This window comes from Acinetobacter sp. TG2027, assembly GCF_000302435.1.
Classification (GTDB): Bacteria; Pseudomonadota; Gammaproteobacteria; order Pseudomonadales; family Moraxellaceae; genus Acinetobacter; species Acinetobacter pittii.
Map to the genome: position 1 here is coordinate 1 of NZ_AMJN01000024.1, position 19506 is coordinate 19506.

A 19506-nucleotide genomic window follows, 5' to 3' on the forward strand; every position below is an offset into this window, starting at 1 on the left:
ATCGCCAGCTCATTATTCTAAACACCCCCGTTCTAATGAATGGGGGTGTTTTTTATTGCGTGGAATTTGTATCCTCAATTCTTTATATGATTATAATGGAAGAAATTCATATCAAGTCTAATAAGGATATAACATGTCTACTGATCAACAATTCCCAACACCCAATAATTTAGGTATCGCAGTTTATTCAAATAATGCAGAAGCTATTGGTAATACTCCTTTAGTTCGTATCAACCGTTTAATTAAAACTGGTGCAACTGTATTAGCGAAAGTGGAAAGTCGTAATCCTGCCTTTTCTGTGAAATGCCGTATTGGGGCTGCACTTATTGCAGATGCAGAAAAAAGAGGTGTGTTGAAAGAAGGCATGCATATAGTTGAACCAACTAGTGGTAATACAGGGATTGCATTGGCTTTTGTTGCGGCGGCGAAGGGTTATCCAATTACTTTGACTATGCCAGCCAGTATGAGTCTTGAACGCAGAAAAGTATTAAAAGCTTTAGGTGCTAATTTAGTTCTAACTGAACCGGCGAAAGGGATGAAAGGTGCGGTTGATGAAGCGGTACGATTAGCAACTGAGCAGCCAGATGTTTATTTTTTACCTCAACAATTCGAAAACCCAGCCAATCCACAAATTCATGTGGACACAACTGGCCCAGAAATTTGGCAAGCAACAGGTGGGCAGGTTGATATTTTAGTTGCTGGCGTAGGTACTGGAGGTACGATAACGGGTATTTCTCGTTATTTTGAACAGGTCCAAAATAAGCCATTGTACTCAGTAGTAGTTGAACCTGCTGAGTCTCCAATTATTACTCAAATTAAAAATGGTGAAAGTATTACGCCTGCACCTCATAAAATTCAGGGAATTGGTGCAAACTTTATTCCAAAAAATCTTGATTTGGATTTGGTTGATGAAGTCTTACCAGTGAGTAGTGAAGAAGCAATTCAATGGGCGAGAAACTGTGCAACTCAAGAAGGTATTTTGGTAGGTATCTCAAGTGGAGCTGCCTTGGCTGCTGCAGCTAAAATTGCAGAGCGTCCTGAAAATGCTGGTAAAACAATAGTTGTTATTCTTCCTGATAGCGGAGAACGTTATTTATCTTCTGTTTTATTTGAAGGTTTATTTGACGAATAAAATTAACTATGTAAAAAAGCCCATTAATAGATGGGCTTTTTTTATTTGATCTGAATTTATAATGCACTTTTTAAAGTTTTCTGATGACGTTTCACAGATCGAGCATATTTTTTTGCTTTGTGTCGTGTCCAGAAGCTTCGCTCATATCCAGTTGGTCCCACATTATAATAAGCTGTTGCCTTGAACCAACTATCAGCTGACTGATAATAGTGATTTAAGATATAAGCACCACATTGAATATTAGTGGTTTCATCATATAAATTCCCCGCACAAGTTTGTTGCCAATAACTTGGAATAATTTGAGTTAAACCGACGGCGCCAGTAGGAGAGCGAGCATTACTATTGTAACTAGACTCTTGCCTGATGACTGCTGCGAGTAAAAGAGGGGGGACATTATATTGGTCAGCACTTTGAATAATCATTGGCGATAGCCGATTGGCTGTGCTCGCTGGAACAGAATACGCTTTTTGTAAGCCAGACGAGAGTTTATTTGAGCGCCAAGAAAATGAACCACTGTTAGGTCCTAAGCTTGTACACCCTGTCATTATTGTCATCAATGCAATAATAAAAAATTTGAGGCTAAGGCGGTGTAATTGTGATGGTTCAAAATGATCTTGAGCTAAAGATGAGGTAAGCAAAATACAAAACCAATAATCAAATTTCAAATGAAATGATGGTATTCAGCCGTACTTATCGGATCAATATAAGTTCTGTTGCTCAGCACATCTATAAAGTAAGAATTTTGTATAATTAAAATGAAAAAACCCCGACATCCTGTCGAGGTTTCTTCGTATTCAGCTTTATGTAGTTAACTCCTGTCAATTACCGCTTCCTGCGTTCTTATTCTTCTTCAATGAGACATCCTGTCTCTCTATGATTTATATACTAAGAAAAAATACTAAAGCTGAATATCCGCAAATCACCGCAAGTTTTGTACGTTTTAACTTACAGTCGTTTTTTTTCAACTTTCTTAGATATGATGTCGACTAATTTCTGGGCTATAGGAGCACAAATCAATACACTTGGGAAAGCTAATATCCATGCAATGATCCAAGCCGATAACCATAATGAAACGAAGTGATGATTTAGCCCTACAGCCTTGAAAGTTGAAATACCTGAAACTATAAAAGACATCATTCCTGATAAAATTAAGAGGAATAAAAGTTTCTGTGCTTTCATGGCCTTATATTCCTTGATAAGCATTTAAGGTCAATGCAAAATTTTCTCCAAATTGTTGAGCAGTTTTAATATCTCCTTCATCAAAACCATCTGCATTACTGCCATGTTCAGTCTGAGCCATTAAGCCTGACCATGAACCGAGACGATTGGCTGCTTGCGTATAAGGAATGCCTTGGTGCTGTTCAGGCATGATTGGATTACCGACCCATAACATGCCGTGTTGCATACAAAAGGTGAAAATCGAAATTAGCGTGGATTGTTTATCACCAGCAGGAAGAGATGAAACGGTAAATCCAGCCGCTAATTTTCCTTTAAAACTTTGTTTTTTCCATAATGGACCAGTTGCGTCCATGAGTTGTTTTAACTTGGAAGACACACCACCTAAATAAGTGGGGGATCCCCAAATTAAGCCGTTATATTGGATGAGAATTTCTGGGCTGTTGATAATATCTTCAGTATTGAGTAAATCTCCTTTCATATTTTTATGGCTCAAAATACCAGTTTGAATTTGCTGAGCAATAAATTGGGTGTGACCTTGGCGGCTATGGTAAATGATGGCAACAGTCTTCATGAGCAGTCTCCTTTTTCTTTAAATTTGAAATAGTTTTGCAGTGAGATATAAGCCACAACCAAAAACACTATGGTTCATCAAACTTTTTAGACAGTTCAAAAAAGGATGCGGTGTTTTTGATGAAGCAAAGCCACTACCCATCGCAGGTTGCATAATAAAAAATGGAATGAGAACGGTGACTACACCAAACATTAGAGCTGAGTAAAACTGAGGATGGCTAAGCCAAGTTGAACCAATAATGAAAAGAAAACTCAATGCAAAGATAATCCCAACACTATAGTGAGCAATCCAACCCAATAAATATTCACCCTTAATTTGAGGGCTTTTTGCAATAGATTGATGGATAAGTTTCCCTTGAAATATCCAACCAACCCAGCGGCCGAGGAAGGCAAAATTTAAGGTCGGAATTTTGAATATCTTTAATATGAACAGCCAGATATCCATAAATATAGTTGCACCAATACCAAGACATAAAGCTTGAAAGAACAACGTGGAGGTATTCATTTTTACACCTTGCTTTTATACGTATGAAATGTGATAAATTTATTGTGCAAGTTCAAGTTCACTTGAAGTCAAGAGGTTATTATGGATATTGGTGAAGTTGCTAAAAAGGCAAAAGTCACAACGGCTACACTACGTTTTTATGAAGAGAAGGGATTAATTAAATCGATAGGGCGGCAAGGTTTACGTCGACAATATGGTAAGCAGATCATTGATCAATTGGCATTAATCTCTTTGGGTCGTGCTGCGGGTTTTTCTTTAAATGAGATTGCTGCAATGTTTGGACAAGATGGTAAGCCTGAACTTGATCGGCAAAAATTAAAAGATAAAGCTGAACAGTTGGAGCAAATGGCAAAACGATTGCATTTTATCAGCCAAGGATTAGAACATGCTGCTGTATGTCCTGCCGAAAATCATATGGAATGTCCAACTTTCCAAAAATTTTTAAAAGCAGCAATTGCTGGAGAATATCAGCCAACGAAACTTTAATTCGTTTTGATGAAGTTATTTAGTTTGTGTTTGTATTGCACAGTTGGGTTTGTCATATTTTCGCCATAAAGATTTCATCTTTTTGAAGTAAAAACTTCATATAAGCTTGATTAAATTTGCTTAATTTTTTACCAACTGTATAAAACTATGAGCAAAAAAAAATTAGCGGCATTATTATGCTGCGCAAGTTTAGGATTGACGGCATGTAATGATGATAACGATCAAGAACAAACTTCACCTACTGAAAAAGTTACTGAACCAACTTTAATTTCTTTTGCCAAATTACCTGTAGAAACTTATGCTGCTGGTCCAAAATCTGGTGCCTATGTAAAAGGTGCAAATGGAATTTATCCTCCATTTAAAGGTCAACCTGTACAGGGGTTTTCTGCTGCATTAAAAAATGAAGATGGCAGTTATATGGCAATGGCCGATAATGGTTTTGGCACTCAAGATAATTCATCAGACTTTTTACTTCGTATTTATAAAATAAAGCCTGATTTCAAAACTAAAACTAAAGGCACCGGTCAAGTTACTGTACAAAGTTTTATCCAATTGCGTGATCCGAATAAATTAATTCCATTTAATATCATCAATGGTAATACACCTGAGCGTTTATTAACGGGCGCTGATTTTGATCCAGAGTCAATGCAACGCACTAGCGATGGAACCTATTGGATTGGAGATGAGTTTGGGCCTTATTTACTTCATTTTTCAGCAGATGGTGTGTTATTAGATGCACCGATTGCTCTGCCAAATCCGTTACATCCGACTCAAGAATTACGTTCACCACAAAATCAGTTTAATAAAGCACAAATTAATTTTGTAGAACCTCTAGTTCAACAAAGTGGTGGTTTTGAAGGAATGGCGATTTCGCCAGATGGGCAGTATCTTTACCCTCTTATAGAAAAGCCAATTAAATCAATTCGAGAAACGGAAAGACAGTTGCTGATTTCTCAATTCGACATTAAGAAGAAAGCGTATACAGGGAAATATTATTGGTTTCAATTAGACAGCAAGGCAACCAATATTGGTGACTTCCAACTCTTTAATGATAAAGAAGGAATTATTATTGAACGTGATGCGACTCAGAACAATTTAGGTGGATATAAAAAATTAATCCGTATTAAATTGAATGAGTCAGGTCAGCTAGTCAGCCGTGAAGATTTAGTCGATTTAATTAAAATTGCTAACCCGAATTTGTTGTATGGCACAGCTAGAGCAGGGGATATTGGTACGGGGGAGGTTTTTGCTTTTCCATTTGAAACCATTGAAGATGTAATTATTGAAAATGGCACAACGCTGACGGTTTTCAATGATAATAATTTCCCTGGTTCGACAGGACGTAACGCAAAACTGGCTGACGATAACGAGATTATTCAAATTCGTTTGCCAAAAGCTTTGTTCTAAGCTCTATAAATAAAAATTAAAACTGCGGCGGATTTTGGTCCGCCGTATTTATTACAAGAATAAAATATTGAGTAAAGTTTAATCAAATTAATTTCTATATCGTTGTTTTCGCATGTTTTATAAACAGGGAAAATGAATGAAATTCATGTTAAAATGATCGGCTTTCATCTTTAGATGTCTCTCCTTCATCTGCTAGCCGAGATTCGCAAGCCATGTCTACCGCTTATACCATGCAAACTGCGCCAAAAGCGCTGTTTGATTACGACAAATATTGGGCGTCGTGTTTTGAACCAGCGCCATTTTTGCCGATGTCACGAGAAGAAATGGACCAACTCGGCTGGGATGCGTGTGACTTTATTTTAGTCTGTGGTGATGCTTATATTGACCACCCATCATTTGTATCAGGTGTGATTGGACGTGTGCTTGAGGCACAAGGTTTCCGTGTCGGAATTATTGCGCAGCCAGACTGGACCAATGTTGAAAGCTTCCGAGTTTTAGGTAAGCCAACAATTGCTTGGGGTGTAACCGCAGGTAATATGGATTCGATGATTAACCGTTATACGGCAGATCGTAAAATCCGTTCGGATGATGCATATTCTCCAAATAATGAACCAAATAAACGTCCAGACCGCGCAGCAACAGTTTATTGCCAACGTTGTCGAGAAGCATTCCCTGATGTACCTGTGTTATTAGGTGGTATTGAAGGCAGTTTACGCCGTATCGCACACTACGATTATTGGTCAGATAAAGTCCGTCGTTCGATTTTGATGGACTCAAAAGCCGATTTGCTGATGTATGGTAATGGTGAGCGTGCCATTATTGATGTGATGCATCGTTTGGCTAAAGGTGAGAAAATCCACGAGATTACAGATGTTCGTGGTACGGCATTTATTATTAATAAACATAATAAAGCATCAAAAGCAAAGTTTGTTGAAGTTGCGAGTAATGATGTAGATACGGTTGGGCGTGTTGATCCAATTATTAACCCATATGTCATGACAGAAGATATTGATGGCTGTGAGGTTGAAAAAGAAAAGGGTAACTCTTTAGCTCAGTATCAAAATTTCCAAAAAGAGATTGTTGCAAATCCGATTGTGCGTGAAGGCGACAAACTTGATGACGACACTCAAATCGTTCAATTAAAGCCGGCACCGTCAAAAGCGATTAAACACAAATTGCCACCACGAGAGTTGGCGGTTATTCGCTTGCCTTCTTTTGAAGAAGTGGCAAATGATCAAGTGCTTTACGCACATGCAAACCGTATTTTACACCTTGAAACTAATCCAGGTAATGCTCGTGCGTTGGTGCAACGCCATGGTGAACGTGATGTGTGGATTAACCCGCCTCCAATTCCTCTAACTACAGAGGAAATGGATTATGTGTTTGATTTACCTTATGCACGTTTGCCACATCCTACTTATGGTGATGCTCGTTTCCCTGCATTTGATATGATCAAATTCTCGGTCAACATTATGCGTGGCTGTTTTGGCGGCTGTACATTCTGTTCAATTACAGAACATGAAGGGCGTATTATTCAAAACCGTTCGGAAGATTCGATCTTACGTGAGATTGAAAAAATCCGTGATACTGCACCAAACTTCACTGGTATTATTTCAGATTTAGGTGGCCCAACAGCAAACATGTACCGTTTGCACTGTAAAGACCCAGAAATTGAGAAGAACTGTCGTAAACCTTCTTGTGTTTATCCGGGTGTTTGTCAAAACTTACATACCGATCACGCGCCATTAGTGCAGCTTTATCGTAAAGCGCGCGCTATTAAAGGTGTGAAGAAAATTCTGATTGGTTCAGGTCTGCGCTATGACCTTGCTGTACTCAACCCTGAATATGTCAAAGAGCTGGTACAGCACCACGTAGGTGGTTATTTAAAAATTGCTCCTGAACATACCGAGCAAGGCCCGTTATCTAAGATGATGAAACCGGGTATTGGTACGTATGATCGTTTCAAACAAATGTTTGACCGTTTTAGTAAAGAAGCAGGAAAAGAGCAATATTTAATTCCTTACTTTATTGCTGCGCATCCGGGTACTTCAGATTATGATATGATGCATCTTGCAATTTGGTTGAAAAAGAATGGTTTCCGTGCCGATCAGGTACAGACTTTCTATCCATCGCCAATGGCAACTGCAACAACCATGTATTATTCGGGTAAAAACCCACTTGCTAAAGTAGCTCGCTATACTGAAAAAGTTGATATTGTAAAAGGTGAAAAACGCCGTCGTCTGCATAAAGCATTCTTGCGTTATCATGATCCAAACAACTGGCCATTACTTCGTGAAGCCTTAAAAGAGATGGGTCGTGCAGATTTAATTGGTAATTCGAAGCAGCATTTAATTCCGACTTATCAGCCAAAAGGTACAGAAGGGGAATATAAGTCTGCTCGTAAGAAAAATTCGTCTACAGCAGGTGATTCGGTTAAACGAAATAACCAGCAAACGAATCATCATTCGAATCAAAAGCGTCCACAAAAAGGACAGGTTCTAACGCAACATAATGGTTTACCTCCCCGTGAAACAGGAGAAAAAAGACCGTTTGGCGGGAAAAGTAAACCTAAATCTAAAGTTCGTGGATAATGATAAAACAGGCTCTTAAATAGAGCCTGTTTTGTTTTTTATGACTCTATTTAAATCGTATAATGAGATTTTTGAGGATTTAAAGTACAAAAAACGTAACGAATAATGATAAATAGCCAAAATCTGACGAGCTGCACTTGATTGTTATTGATTCTATGATTATAAATAATGTTGAGGGTGGCTAAATTTAAGCCAAGCTTGATAACTACAAGTGAAATTACTAAGTGAACCTTTTAAAAAACGGCTGTGTCGTTATCAATTAAAACAAAGTGTGATCTAGCAAAATCATTATAAAAAACTTAAAGGATTAGGCCCATGTATTATTTAATCACGATCTTATTATTATTTTTGGTTGTTGTTATGGCAGTGAAAAGTCTGTCACGAAGGCATCAACATGATAGTGCTTTAAAGCGCCGTGCAGTGTTAACTAGCCATGAGCAAATGACCTTAACCAGACTACAAACTGTTTTGCCCAAATTTACAGTATTAGCGCATGTATCTTTTGATGCACTTTTAACTACAAAATACGCGCATACACGTCGTAAATATCAAAATATGTCAGCTGATTTTGTTGTGCTTGATCAAAATTATCAGGTAGTTGTAGTTGTTGTTCTAGGGGAAAACGGTTTACGCCGAGCGCATCAACAATACGAGCGTCGCCTATTACAATTGGCTGGCTATCGTGTTCTTCATTATAGCAGTGTGCCTGATTATCATGACTTAAGAAGAGACTTATTGAGTCCTGAATCAGAATTAGCAACTTTACATGCGACACCTCAGCTAGAAAGAATGTCAAATGCTTTTGTGAAGCCTTAAAAATTCGACATTAGCAGAATTGATCTGAGAGCTCATTTAAGAAGATCTTAATAAAATGTTGAAATTCAAAATTTTAAAATTACTAAAAAACTGAGCAATATCACCCAAGATATTGCTCAATTTTACATGGATTTATAATTATAAAAATTATGGAAGTACCGCAACAACCGTCATTTCTACAAGTACATCTGGCGCATAGAGTTTTGATTCTACACATGTACGTGCTGGTGGGTTCCCTTCGCTAATCCATGCATCCCAAACAGCATTCATTGCTGCATAATCTTTTTCGATATCTTTTAGGAAAATCATGACAGAAAGAATATGGGTTTTATCTGTTCCAGCTTCTGCCAATAGACGGTCAATATTATCTAAAGTTTGTTGAGTCTGCCCTGTGACATCTGCGCTTGTATCATCTGCGAGTTGCCCAGCTAGGTGTACCAAATTACCTGAAATCGCAACTTCGCAGTAGCGTGAAGTAACGTGTAAACGCTGCACAGACATAAGTTTTACCTGATATAAAAACGATAGAAAAGATTGTACTTGATACAATTCTAATGCAGTGTAAATTTCTTTAAATTAGGCTGAAAAAGTTTCTATTTCCATTAATTTACGCTGTTTGAAAATAAGAATAGAGCGGTATTGTGGGCAAACAATAATATTACCTAAATTTAAAAATTGGATTTTGGCGCGCCGAAGCTGATTCAAGCAAGCTGCAACGGAGCTTTGATTTGGACACAATTGTTTGAGTTGATTTAAAGCTGATTTGGTCGTTTGATACATGGTAAGATCCTAATTTTAATATAAAAATTTAACTTCGTCCGATAGATTTAGATGCGCTGTTGTTCGGACTGATACCAATTAACATGGCGTGTGATGTACATGACACATGCAATTAGTATGAACGAAAGAATAGAGCCAAAAAGGAAGGTCTTGCCGCTGGATTGTAGTAATAGATACATCATGCCGTATAAAGCACTGAGCAAAACACCGAAGAGTATGGCGGCTTTAAAACCTTGAACGACAAAGTATAAATACCAAGTAATCAAACCAATACATGCAACTGCCGCAACGAGGTAGGCTAGGCCAAAAGCATAATATTCACTTATAGATAAAAGCAAAACAAAGAATACACCTTGTGCCATAGCCACCAGAGCGTACTGAATAGGATGAATTTTAAGACTTTTCAATACTTCAAATAAGAAGAAGCAACCAAAGGTAATAATGATCACCATAATGCCATATTTGATGGCACGATCAGTTTGGGTATAAATATTAACGGGTTCTAAAAACTGCGTTGAAATACCAGAAATGTTGTTTGAAGATGTATTTGAAGCAGCATAAGCAGCGTCAACATTACTGATCAGATTGCTTTGAGTATTTACAGCTTGGTAAAAACACTGACTATTTGCACAGGTTGAGAGACGATCTAAATTACGTTTACCTAAAGCAATATTTTTCCAGTCAGCTTCAAAGAATTGTTTTTTGCTCAGTTTCTTAAAAGGCAAACTTTGACCATCGTATTTGACATCTCCCCAATTGCCTTTAGCTTGATAGGTCATCTCGTAACTGGTTGGAACAAAGGCAAATTCGCTTAAACCTTCTAAATCAAATTGCAGACTAAAGCTAAAACCTTTTTGCAATTTTAGGATCAGTTCAGGATATTGCTTGCTGGTGAGATGAAGAAGATCAAAGCCATGTTGACCTTGGCTTTGCGCAGAAAAGTCAAATTTATAATTTTTTCCATCAATATTAAATGTTGGCTTGGCGCTTAGACCGCGAGCATCTTGGATAGGAAAAATGATTTCAGCTTGATCCCAAAGATAGTTGCGTTGTGATTCAAGCATTGTGCCTTTAAATACACCTTTACCTAACATGTGATTTTGATAGCTAATTGCTTTATACATATTGCGTTTGTAAGTGTTATCAGAAACTTTAAACTGAGCTTTCCAGTCCGTTGATTCTGCCCCTAGGGTGACAAATAATGTTTGGATACAAGCGTAAGTTTTCTTTTGCTCATCGGTACATATGGTTTGAACTTGATAAGGGATTTTTAAATATGGTGCGATCACTTGTTGGGGGCGAATTTGTTCTTTTGCAATGTCTTGAATTACTTGTTGTTGATAGCTTTGGCGTTCATCTACCAAGTTTGAAATAAAAAAGAGGCCAATATAAAAAATCAAAATTAGGAATAAAACCGCTCCTATTTTAAGATTGATAAAGTTTCTACGCATAGTGGATTCCATTGTCATTCTGATATGACCAGTGTCTCGAATCGATATGCGTTTTAAATGAGTTGCAGTTGAAGCTTATGTGAAGTTTTGATGAAGTAAAATTTTTACCAATACTCCCGATTTGTGTTGCTTTAAAAAATCCAAATAATTTTCAGGGATATTTTGAATAGTGATATGACCTTGATGCTGTTGGATAATCTGCTGCACGATACTTAGTCCGATACCTGTACTTCTTTGCTGGTTATGCGGACGTGGTAATGAAAAATAGGTTTCAAAGACACGATTTAAGGCATATTCAGGAATGGCTTCACCTTCATTGAATAACAGAATTTCAATGCCATCAGTGACAGTATTTTTCCTGACTTGAATGGTGAGAAGACCTTGTTCAGAGCAAAAGTCTCTTGCATTATCTAATAGATTATTGATGGCTTGTTTAAGCCAAAAGGGATCAGCATAAATTGTACAATCTTCAGGAAGATTCAGCTTTATTTGAATTTGTTTAATTTGAAAAATACTGTGTTGTTGAGTCAAACAATCTCGAATTAGTTTTAATAAATCAACATTTTGGAATTCTAAAACATGCTGATTCTTCTCTAGGCGTGTCAGCAACAGCATTCGTTCAATGAGAGATTGCAAGCGATGACTTTGCTCAACAATATGTGCAGCAAATTGTTGTTGATCTTCTAAGGGCAGATCATCTTGTAATAGTTCTGCACTGGCTTGAATCGCCGTGAGTGGACTTTTCAATTCATGGGTCAGAGTATTTACATAATTTTCGACATAAGCACGATCTTCTAGTTTCTCTCGCATTTCACTGAGCGCTTGAGTCACTTGGTTCAGCTCTTTTGCAGAATAGAAAAATGGAGCTTGATTGACAGGTGCTAGTGCTTGAGCATAACGACGTACTTTATCAATACTGTGTCTTAACCAATATGCCACCATGCTTGCAAGTAATAAGCTGAGTGCAGCGATCCACAGCGCTTGATAAATCAGTTGACGTTCTGCACGTGTAATATAAGGTTGCACGGATTGATTTGGCTTACCAATACTGACCACACCTATTAATTGGTGTTTGTAGGTAATCGGCGCAGCGATATACATTACACTGCTGTTTCGGTCATAAGGTGTGGTTGCAGTAGAACGTGCACCGTACTTACCTTGTAGGGTTAAATAAACATCATTCCATTTTGAATAATCTTGCCCAATGGCTTGATCTTCTGAGTCATAGATTACTATGCCGTGCTGATCTGTTATATAAAGTTGTTGATTAATTTCATCTTTTTTATGCTGCCAAATTGTAGCATTCAGTTGGCGAGATAATGCTGCTTGAATTTTTTGATCAAATTTGGGCGTAATAACTTGTTTTTGTGCTACATCTTCTGCAATCAGTTGGGCAATAATATTGGCATTTTCAGCAAGTGTATCTTCGACCACTTGGCGGACATTTGGTTTGACCTGTTGGTTTAATGTATAAGCAATAAAGCTTAGGCTCAGTACCACCACTAAGCTAAAGAAAAACCAAATGCGGATAAAGATGGACATTGATTAACCTAACTTCACTAGACTGTATCCGAACCCTCGATGCGTCCGAATAGGATCATTATCAGGGGTAATTTGTTTTAGTTTTTGCCTTAAACTTTTGATATGCGTATCGACTGTGCGTTCTAAGCTATGCTCAGGATGTTCCCAAATATGATCCATTAATTGCTGACGGCTAAAGACTTGTTCAGGATGTTGAATCAACAAAAATAACAATCGATATTCATAACGCGTCAGTTGTAATGATTTTCCATGATATTGAATTTGCAAAGATTGTGGATTGCATGACCATATCGAGCATGGAGCAACTATTGCAGCCTGAGAGATTGGATTTTGACTTGAATTACTTTGTATTTGTACTTCCATTCTACGCCAAATGGCTTTAATTCTAGCCACAATTTCCCTTGCACTAAAAGGCTTTGTACAATAATCATCTGCGCCAATTTCCAAACCGACAACTCTATCAATTTCATCATCTCGTGCCGTAAGAAATAATAAAGGTGTTTGAGATTTTTGGCGTAGTTGTTTGCAGACTTCAAAGCCGTTAAGATCAGGTAAACCGATATCTAAAATAATAAAATCAAAAGCTTGTTCTGAAAGATATTGTAATGCTTGAGTCCCCGTATTTGCCCAACTGACATTCCAGCCTTCACGTTCAAGCGCATAACGTAGAGGAAGGACAATAGCAGCTTCATCTTCAATACATAAAATTTGTTTAGGGCTCATCATGGTTAACTAATTAATATGTTGTAATTTTATTGAGTTAGTTTAACGGAAGATGCGGTAGAGAAATGCTGTAATATTAATTTTTTATAATTCTTTATAAGATAAAGGGCACATTTGTGCCCTGCAATATTCGGATTTGGTCGTCACGCCAATCACAGGACGATATGCCGAAAGTAAAGGTTGCTTTGGCATGTTGCAAATACATGGGTAATGAATATGCGTGGATTAGGTTACTCTAAAGTTTTAGTAAAAGGGAGTCTATTTTGTTTAAAAGTTGCTCTTTTGAGTGGAAAGTAGTCAATTACCAGAGGTTAAGCTGGAAGTCATCAGCTTGCGTTTGTAATTGATAAACGCCTATACCAATCAAGCGAAACTGGAAATGTTCGGGTATCTGCATTTCATTTAACAATAAAAATAAAACTTGGATTAAGTCCTGTAGCGACTGGATCGGTCTTTTAAAGCTTTTACTATGTTGTAGAGTCTGAAAATTCTTGAGTTTAAGTTTGATATTCACACCACGTGCATTGAGTTTTTTTTTCTCTAGTGTTTGCCAGACTTTTTCAGCTAATCCATGCCAATAGGGCTGGCATTGAGCCAAAGTAAAATCACTGTCAAAAGTGGTCTCTTTCGAAATTTGTTGGCGAGCTCTTTCAGCTTGAACAGGTCTATGGTCAATGCCCTGAGCATATAGATAGAGTTGTTGTCCATATTTACCGAAGTGGTGAACCAAAATAGCTTCTTCAATTTTCTGTAAATCACCTAAGGTATGTAGCTGAAGCTGTTGTAATTTTTCCTGAGTGACTTTACCCACGCCTGGAATCTTTTTAAGCGGAAGGTCTTGAATAAAAGTAGCAACTTGTGAAGGTTTGATTACACATAAGCCATTAGGTTTGTTCCAATCCGAAGCAATTTTTGCCAAAAACTTATTTGGTGCTACACCTGCTGATGCGGTCAATCCGGTTAATCTAAAAATATCTTCTCGAATATGCATGGCAACTTCAGTTGCACTCGCAATCTGTTTTAGGTTTTCAGTGACATCTAAATAAGCTTCATCTAAAGATAAAGGCTCAATAAGTAGCGTATATTTCTGAAAGATCGAGTGAATTTGAGCGGAAACCGTACGGTATTTTTCAAAATTTGGTTCAATAATGACAACTTGAGGACATAGTTTTCTTGCCTGACTCATCGACATGGCAGAACGCAAACCAAATTCACGGGCAGGGTAGGAGGCAGCAGCAATCACAGCTCGCGGATGATGCGAAGAAATAACGACGGGAAGATGCTTTAGATCAGGACGCTCTCGCAATTCGACCGATGCATAGAAGGCATCCATATCGATATGAATGATTTTGCGCATATTATTGTGCTTTCACGATGCCTTGCTGCTGTAAAAAATGATGCCATTCTTTGACTGAACCCTCATAAACATTTAAGTCTACTGGTTTTGTCATGCCTTCAATTTTACCTTGATTACTATGCTGCCAAAAGAGCCATTTTCTTTTGTCTTTTAGCTCAGGTTTTCCTTCGTAATCTCTGACCCAAAGCGGTGTATCAGGGAAACTTCCTATTAATACAATGTGGTAAAAAGTTTTGGAAATATAAAAGATAGGCTGTTTGCCATAATGCTGTTTTAGGCGGTCATGCATGATGCCTATTTCTTTAAGTAATTGTTCTTTGGTGTGCGCATTAATACAGTTACCGTCATATTCTAGATCGATAACAGGAGGAAGGGCATCGGCTTTGTTGGGTACAGTCGCAATAAAGTTATCTGCTTGCGTCTTACCATCACGGCATAGACGATAAAAGTGATAAGCGCCTACATGAAACCCATGTTCACGTGCTTTGAGCCAGTTTTCCTGAAATTTTGAATCTTTGTAATCGCCGCCTTCAGTCGCTTTTAAATAGACGAATTGGAATTTTTCCGGTGATATTTTTTTCCAGTTAATATCACCTTGATGATGAGAAACATCGAACCCTTGCACTGGATAATCCTGCGCAACAGCTTTTTGTTGATAGAACAGACCAAAATAAGCTAAGACTCCCATAACACAAGCTAAGCCAATTCCGATTAGGGTATCGTGCCGTGATGTGAAAAAAGTTTTAGCCAGTTTGCTCATTCAAAACTCGTTAAAATTTGAAGTCGACATCATAGCGTGATTCGCGAGCGAGAAACCATGTTAAAAATGCAACCGCTTATACAGACGTATCCTTTGGAATTTGCCAGAAAATAAAAGCAGTAATGACATTGATACAACCGAGACAAATGAGAGTGACATGGAATGCAGTGGTTACATGAGCTGGGCCATAATAATTGGTAAATACGTTAATGAGGGTACCTGCCAGTGCAACACCAATACTCATTGATAGCATCATGATCATCGACAAGAAACTATTACCGCTACTCGCATCTTGTTGAGGCAAGTCTTTCAAGGTTAATGTATTCATGCCAACAAATTGCAGTGAATTTAATGTGCCAAACAAGAAAAAGTGCAAGGCTCTAAACCAAGTTGGAGTATCGACGGTCATGATTGCAAAAGAGGCAATACATAATCCAACGAGTGTTGTGTTGATGAGTAAAAAACGTCGGTAGCCAATTTTTTGAATAATAGGTCTGACAATTGGCTTTGAAAATAATGAGCCCAAGACCAAGGGAATCATCATTAAACCAGCAATGAAAGGTTCAAAACCAAAAGCAACTTGTAGCATGAGTGGTAAAACAAAAGGTAAAGCATTACCACCAAAGCGAGCAAAGAAATTACCTAAAATACCAATCGCATAAATTTTGTTTCTAAAGAGTCGGCTACGAAATAATGCATTTTGATGAGTATGTGAATGATAGGCATACCATAGTGTTGCTATTATTCCGACGACTAATAATGAAATGCTAAACCATTTTGAATATTCAGGTGAGGCTAGGTGTTCGATCCCTAAAGACCATCCAATCATGGCCACGACTAATAAGATAAAGCCACCCAAATCGAATGTTTTGACTGAGGGTTCTTTTACATTTGGCATGACTTTTAGTGTCATTAATATGCCAAGTATACCCATAGGAATATTGATGAGAAAAATCCAGTGCCAAGTTACAACTTCAACCAACCATCCGCCCAAAGTTGGCCCAGCCAAAGGCCCGAGTAAACCTGCAAGACTCATTAAGCTCATCGCAGCTAAGAACTGGGTTCGAGGAATAATTTTTAAAAGTGATAATCGGCCAACAGGAAGTAGTAAGGCGCCACCTATGCCTTGGATGACTCGGAAAAATAACAGCTGATTGAGACTTTGTGAAAGTCCACATCCTAAAGAAGCCAGAGTAAAAATGACGATTGCCGACAAGAAAATATTTCTGACACCAAAGCGGTCTGCCAACCAGCCACTTAGAGGAATACAGGCAGCAACCGATAATACATAGGCCACCACTACGCTGTGCATGCGTAAAGGATCTTCATTTAGATGATGAGCCATCGCAGGAATAGCAGTATTTACAATGGTTGTGTCCAAGGCCTGCATAAAAAAGCCAATAGAAACCAAAAGAACGAGTAGTCGATATTCGGGTTGCAAAGCTTGGTGTGTCGGCGTGGCATTCATAACATTTGAAAATTAACGTTTTGGTCTAGTGTAAAACAAATTGAATTTAAAAGAAGTAAGCCAATGTTGAATACCCCTTTACTAAATCTAAGTTCTTTTGAAGGCAGAGGTGAAAATAGTTAAAACAAAAAAAGCGGCAGAACCGCTTTTTTAAATAGAGTAGGTGGACAACTAGACAACAAATCTTTTTGGCATTTTTAAGTTTTTAATGACGTTATAAATTTGATCAACATCATCACATACAATTAATTTAGCTCGATGTTGAAGGGGAAGGAAACCTTCTTGAACTGCATGGTCTAATTGGGCAATAAGTGCGTTATAAAAGCCATTTACGTTATATAAAATCATGGGCTTTTGATGTTGGTTGAGTTGGCCCCAAGTGGCTATTTCCAATATTTCTTCAAATGTTCCTAAACCACCTGGTAACGCAATAAATGCACTTGCACGTTCAGCCATCATGGCTTTACGTTCATGCATGGTTTCTACGACATGTAATTCAGTTAGGCCTGCATGTGCGACTTCATAATCAAGCATAAATTCAGGGATCACACCCACAGCTTCTCCGCCGTTTGCAAGAACGCTCTCTGCGACTTGTCCCATTAAACCGATACTGGCACCGCCATAGACTAATCCAAAGCCTTGTTCAGCGATTCCATGAGCAAGTTCAATTGCTTTTTCTCGGTAGATTGGGTTATTTCCTGCACGTGAACCACAATATAATGCAATAAGAGGTTGTTTTGTTTTTACAGCTGTTATTGGTGAATCATTTACTGCCATTGTTAATACGCTATTCATTGTTTTATTTTTACCTTATCACGTTCATATTTCTTGTCTACAGTAAGCAAAAGATATGACAACTTTATAAGCAGATTTATAAGAAAGATTCATGTTTTGTATGGGTTTGGTGAATGCTGGTTATGTACAAATAAAAATGATGAATTTATGTTAAATCTTGCCTATACTAAAAAATCGTTTAACAACATATGAACAAATATGGGTAGTGGTTGTAGTCGCTCCGTTTTAATTTCTTGTCTTAAAAAAACATTTTCCCCCCTTTGTATAGGCGCGCCTGTTGTGTTGCCAAATAAAGATAAAATCCAAACAACACAGGAGCAGGATCAATGATCTTTGAATGGATGTCTGATCCCTCTGCTTGGGTGGGTTTAGCAACTTTAATCGTTCTTGAAATTGTATTGGGGATCGATAACCTCGTTTTTATCGCGATTTTGGCTGAGAAATTGCCGCCAGAGCAACGAGCTAAAGCACGTATAGTTGGTTTGGTGCTCGCGTTAGGAATGCGCCTTGTACTCTTGGCCTCGATTGCTTGGGTCGTGACGCTGACTGAACCACTCTTCCATATTTTTGATCATCCATTCTCTGGTCGTGATTTGATTTTGTTATTCGGTGGTGTGTTCTTATTATTTAAAGGCACCATGGAATTGCATGAACGGATGGAAGGAAAACAACTTCATAAAGAAGATAATCCGGTTCACGCTGCATTCTGGATGGTCATTGTCCAGATTGTTGTGCTTGATGCTGTATTCTCGTTAGACAGTGTGATTACAGCTGTAGGTATGGTGAAAGAGCTGTCAGTCATGATGGTTGCGGTTGTGATTGCTGTCGGAATCATGTTGTGGGCATCAAAACCACTCATGGACTTCGTCAATAAACATCCAACAGTTGTCATTCTGTGTCTTGGCTTCTTGATGATGATCGGTTTCTCTTTGGTGGTGGAAGGCTTTGGTTTCCATATTCCGAAGGGCTATTTATATGCTGCAATTGGCTTCTCGGTTTTGGTAGAAGTTATCAATCAGAGCATGCGTCGCAATCAGGAAAAGCTAGTTACCACTACAGACTTGCGTTATCGTACTGCCTCTGCGGTTTTACGTATGTTAGGCAGTAAAAATAATAGTTCTTCAGATACTCAATCTTCTGATAAAGAGGATGTATTAGCGACGCAAGCTTTTGCAGATGAAGTTTTTGACGAAAAAAATGGCGCTTATCACAGTGTGCTTGTACAAGGTGTACTGGGTTTATCAGAGCGCCCTGTAAAATCTGTTATGACTCCACGCCCTGAACTTGAGTGGATTGACTTAGACGATGAACCTGAAGTTTTAAAAGAACGTTTAATGTCGATGACACACTCTCGTTTGATCGTTGCACGCGGTGAACTTGATAATATTGAGGGTATTGCACTTACGCATAAAGTTTTAAACAATTTTATTGAAACAGGTGTAATTGATTTCCAAAAGCATCTACGTGAACCTGTGATTGTGCATGAAAATGCTCAAGTGCTTATGGTGATGGAGCAATTGCGTCAAGCACCTTTACAAATGGCTATCGTATTAAATGAATATGGTTCCATCGAAGGTATCGCAACACCAATTGATATCTTAGAAGCGATTGCTGGTGAATTCCCTGATGAAGATGAGTTAGACGCTGCTGCTGAAAGCTTGGCAGACGGTTCATTAATGCTTGAAGGTTCAACTGATATTCGCCATGTATCACTTTTATTAGGCCGTGATCTCGTTGACGAAAGTGAGCAGTATTCAACTTTATCGGGCTACCTGTTATTCCATTTAGGCCGTTTACCGGAAAATGGTGAAGCTGTTGAGGCAGATGGTTATCGCTTTGAAGTGATTACGATGGAAGGCCATAAAATTGAGAAAGTTCATATTGTTTCTATCGAACAAGATGAATCAAAAGATTAAATGACGTTTTAAGTCTAGAAACATCATA

Annotated in this window: 20 protein-coding genes; 7 read left to right on the plus strand and 13 right to left on the minus strand. The window is 38.1% G+C overall.

Annotated features, from left to right (window positions below):
- Positions 1-133 precede the first annotated feature (133 nt).
- Complete coding sequence (cysK, locus tag B806_RS0105700) at positions 134-1132, plus strand: cysteine synthase A (RefSeq protein WP_017385836.1); 999 nt, start codon at positions 134-136, stop codon at positions 1130-1132.
- A 56-nt stretch (positions 1133-1188) separates the two neighbouring features.
- Here cysK and B806_RS0105705 read toward each other — a convergent pair whose 3' ends face one another.
- The 4 genes from B806_RS0105705 to B806_RS0105720 form a co-directional block, all read right to left on the minus strand.
- Entirely contained in the window at positions 1189-1797 is a 609-nt protein-coding gene (locus B806_RS0105705) for a transglycosylase SLT domain-containing protein (RefSeq protein WP_079381008.1), read from the minus strand.
- A 280-nt stretch (positions 1798-2077) separates the two neighbouring features.
- Positions 2078-2311, minus strand: a complete 234-nt coding sequence (locus B806_RS0105710) for a DUF2798 domain-containing protein (RefSeq protein WP_005065652.1) — start codon at positions 2309-2311, stop codon at positions 2078-2080.
- Positions 2312-2315: 4 nt separating this feature from the next.
- A complete protein-coding gene (locus tag B806_RS0105715; RefSeq protein WP_017385839.1) occupies positions 2316-2882 on the minus strand; it encodes an NAD(P)H-dependent oxidoreductase in 567 nt (188 codons plus the stop codon).
- Positions 2883-2900: 18 nt separating this feature from the next.
- Positions 2901-3386, minus strand: a complete 486-nt coding sequence (locus tag B806_RS0105720) for a DUF2938 domain-containing protein (RefSeq protein WP_017402753.1) — start codon at positions 3384-3386, stop codon at positions 2901-2903.
- An 81-nt stretch (positions 3387-3467) separates the two neighbouring features.
- Between B806_RS0105720 and B806_RS0105725 the strand changes: the two genes are divergently transcribed.
- The 4 genes from B806_RS0105725 to B806_RS0105740 all read left to right on the plus strand — a co-directional run bounded on the left by B806_RS0105725 (position 3468) and on the right by B806_RS0105740 (position 8686).
- Positions 3468-3872 (plus strand): helix-turn-helix domain-containing protein, encoded by a 405-nt coding sequence (locus tag B806_RS0105725; RefSeq protein ID WP_014208141.1) that lies wholly within the window; start codon positions 3468-3470, stop codon positions 3870-3872.
- Between the two features lie 147 nt (positions 3873-4019).
- On the plus strand, positions 4020-5279 hold the full coding sequence (locus tag B806_RS0105730; RefSeq protein WP_017385841.1) for an esterase-like activity of phytase family protein: 1260 nt from the start codon (positions 4020-4022) through the stop codon (positions 5277-5279).
- 212 nt (positions 5280-5491) lie between these two features.
- The gene (locus B806_RS0105735) at positions 5492-7870 is read left to right on the plus strand and encodes a YgiQ family radical SAM protein (RefSeq protein WP_017385842.1); all 2379 of its coding nucleotides are present in this window, start codon (positions 5492-5494) and stop codon (positions 7868-7870) included.
- Between the two features lie 315 nt (positions 7871-8185).
- Entirely contained in the window at positions 8186-8686 is a 501-nt protein-coding gene (locus B806_RS0105740) for a DUF2726 domain-containing protein (protein WP_017385843.1), read from the plus strand.
- A 147-nt stretch (positions 8687-8833) separates the two neighbouring features.
- On the opposite strand, the gene B806_RS0105745 is transcribed toward B806_RS0105740, so the two are convergent.
- The 5 genes from B806_RS0105745 to creB all read right to left on the minus strand — a co-directional run bounded on the left by B806_RS0105745 (position 8834) and on the right by creB (position 13185).
- Positions 8834-9187: a RidA family protein gene (locus B806_RS0105745; RefSeq protein ID WP_017385844.1), complete on the minus strand. Its 354-nt coding sequence runs from the start codon at positions 9185-9187 to the stop codon at positions 8834-8836.
- Between the two features lie 75 nt (positions 9188-9262).
- Complete coding sequence (locus tag B806_RS0105750; RefSeq protein ID WP_014208145.1) at positions 9263-9466, minus strand: hypothetical protein; 204 nt, start codon at positions 9464-9466, stop codon at positions 9263-9265.
- Between the two features lie 47 nt (positions 9467-9513).
- The gene (creD, locus tag B806_RS0105755; RefSeq protein WP_017385845.1) at positions 9514-10917 is read right to left on the minus strand and encodes a cell envelope integrity protein CreD; all 1404 of its coding nucleotides are present in this window, start codon (positions 10915-10917) and stop codon (positions 9514-9516) included.
- Positions 10918-10992: 75 nt separating this feature from the next.
- The gene (gene creC, locus B806_RS0105760; RefSeq protein WP_017385846.1) at positions 10993-12459 is read right to left on the minus strand and encodes a two-component system sensor histidine kinase CreC; all 1467 of its coding nucleotides are present in this window, start codon (positions 12457-12459) and stop codon (positions 10993-10995) included.
- Between the two features lie 3 nt (positions 12460-12462).
- A complete protein-coding gene (gene creB / locus B806_RS0105765) occupies positions 12463-13185 on the minus strand; it encodes a two-component system response regulator CreB (protein WP_002009395.1) in 723 nt (240 codons plus the stop codon).
- Positions 13186-13362: 177 nt separating this feature from the next.
- On the opposite strand from creB, the gene B806_RS19275 reads away from it, so the two are divergent.
- On the plus strand, positions 13363-13479 hold the full coding sequence (locus tag B806_RS19275) for a hypothetical protein (protein WP_079381007.1): 117 nt from the start codon (positions 13363-13365) through the stop codon (positions 13477-13479).
- 4 nt (positions 13480-13483) lie between these two features.
- On the opposite strand, the gene dinB is transcribed toward B806_RS19275, so the two are convergent.
- From dinB to B806_RS0105785, 4 genes are all read right to left on the minus strand, one after another.
- Positions 13484-14539, minus strand: a complete 1056-nt coding sequence (gene dinB / locus B806_RS0105770; protein WP_017385847.1) for a DNA polymerase IV — start codon at positions 14537-14539, stop codon at positions 13484-13486.
- A 1-nt stretch (position 14540) separates the two neighbouring features.
- The gene (locus B806_RS0105775; RefSeq protein ID WP_017385848.1) at positions 14541-15299 is read right to left on the minus strand and encodes a GH25 family lysozyme; all 759 of its coding nucleotides are present in this window, start codon (positions 15297-15299) and stop codon (positions 14541-14543) included.
- A gap of 76 nt (positions 15300-15375) precedes the next feature.
- The gene (mdtD, locus tag B806_RS0105780) at positions 15376-16767 is read right to left on the minus strand and encodes a multidrug transporter subunit MdtD (RefSeq protein WP_017385849.1); all 1392 of its coding nucleotides are present in this window, start codon (positions 16765-16767) and stop codon (positions 15376-15378) included.
- Between the two features lie 171 nt (positions 16768-16938).
- Positions 16939-17562 carry a TIGR00730 family Rossman fold protein gene (locus B806_RS0105785; protein WP_002062375.1) on the minus strand — a complete coding sequence of 208 codons (624 nt, stop codon included), beginning with the start codon at positions 17560-17562 and terminating at the stop codon, positions 16939-16941.
- A gap of 326 nt (positions 17563-17888) precedes the next feature.
- Here B806_RS0105785 and B806_RS0105790 point away from each other — a divergent pair, with 326 nt between their 5' ends.
- Entirely contained in the window at positions 17889-19478 is a 1590-nt protein-coding gene (locus B806_RS0105790) for a TerC family protein (RefSeq protein WP_017385850.1), read from the plus strand.
- Positions 19479-19506 lie beyond the last annotated feature (28 nt).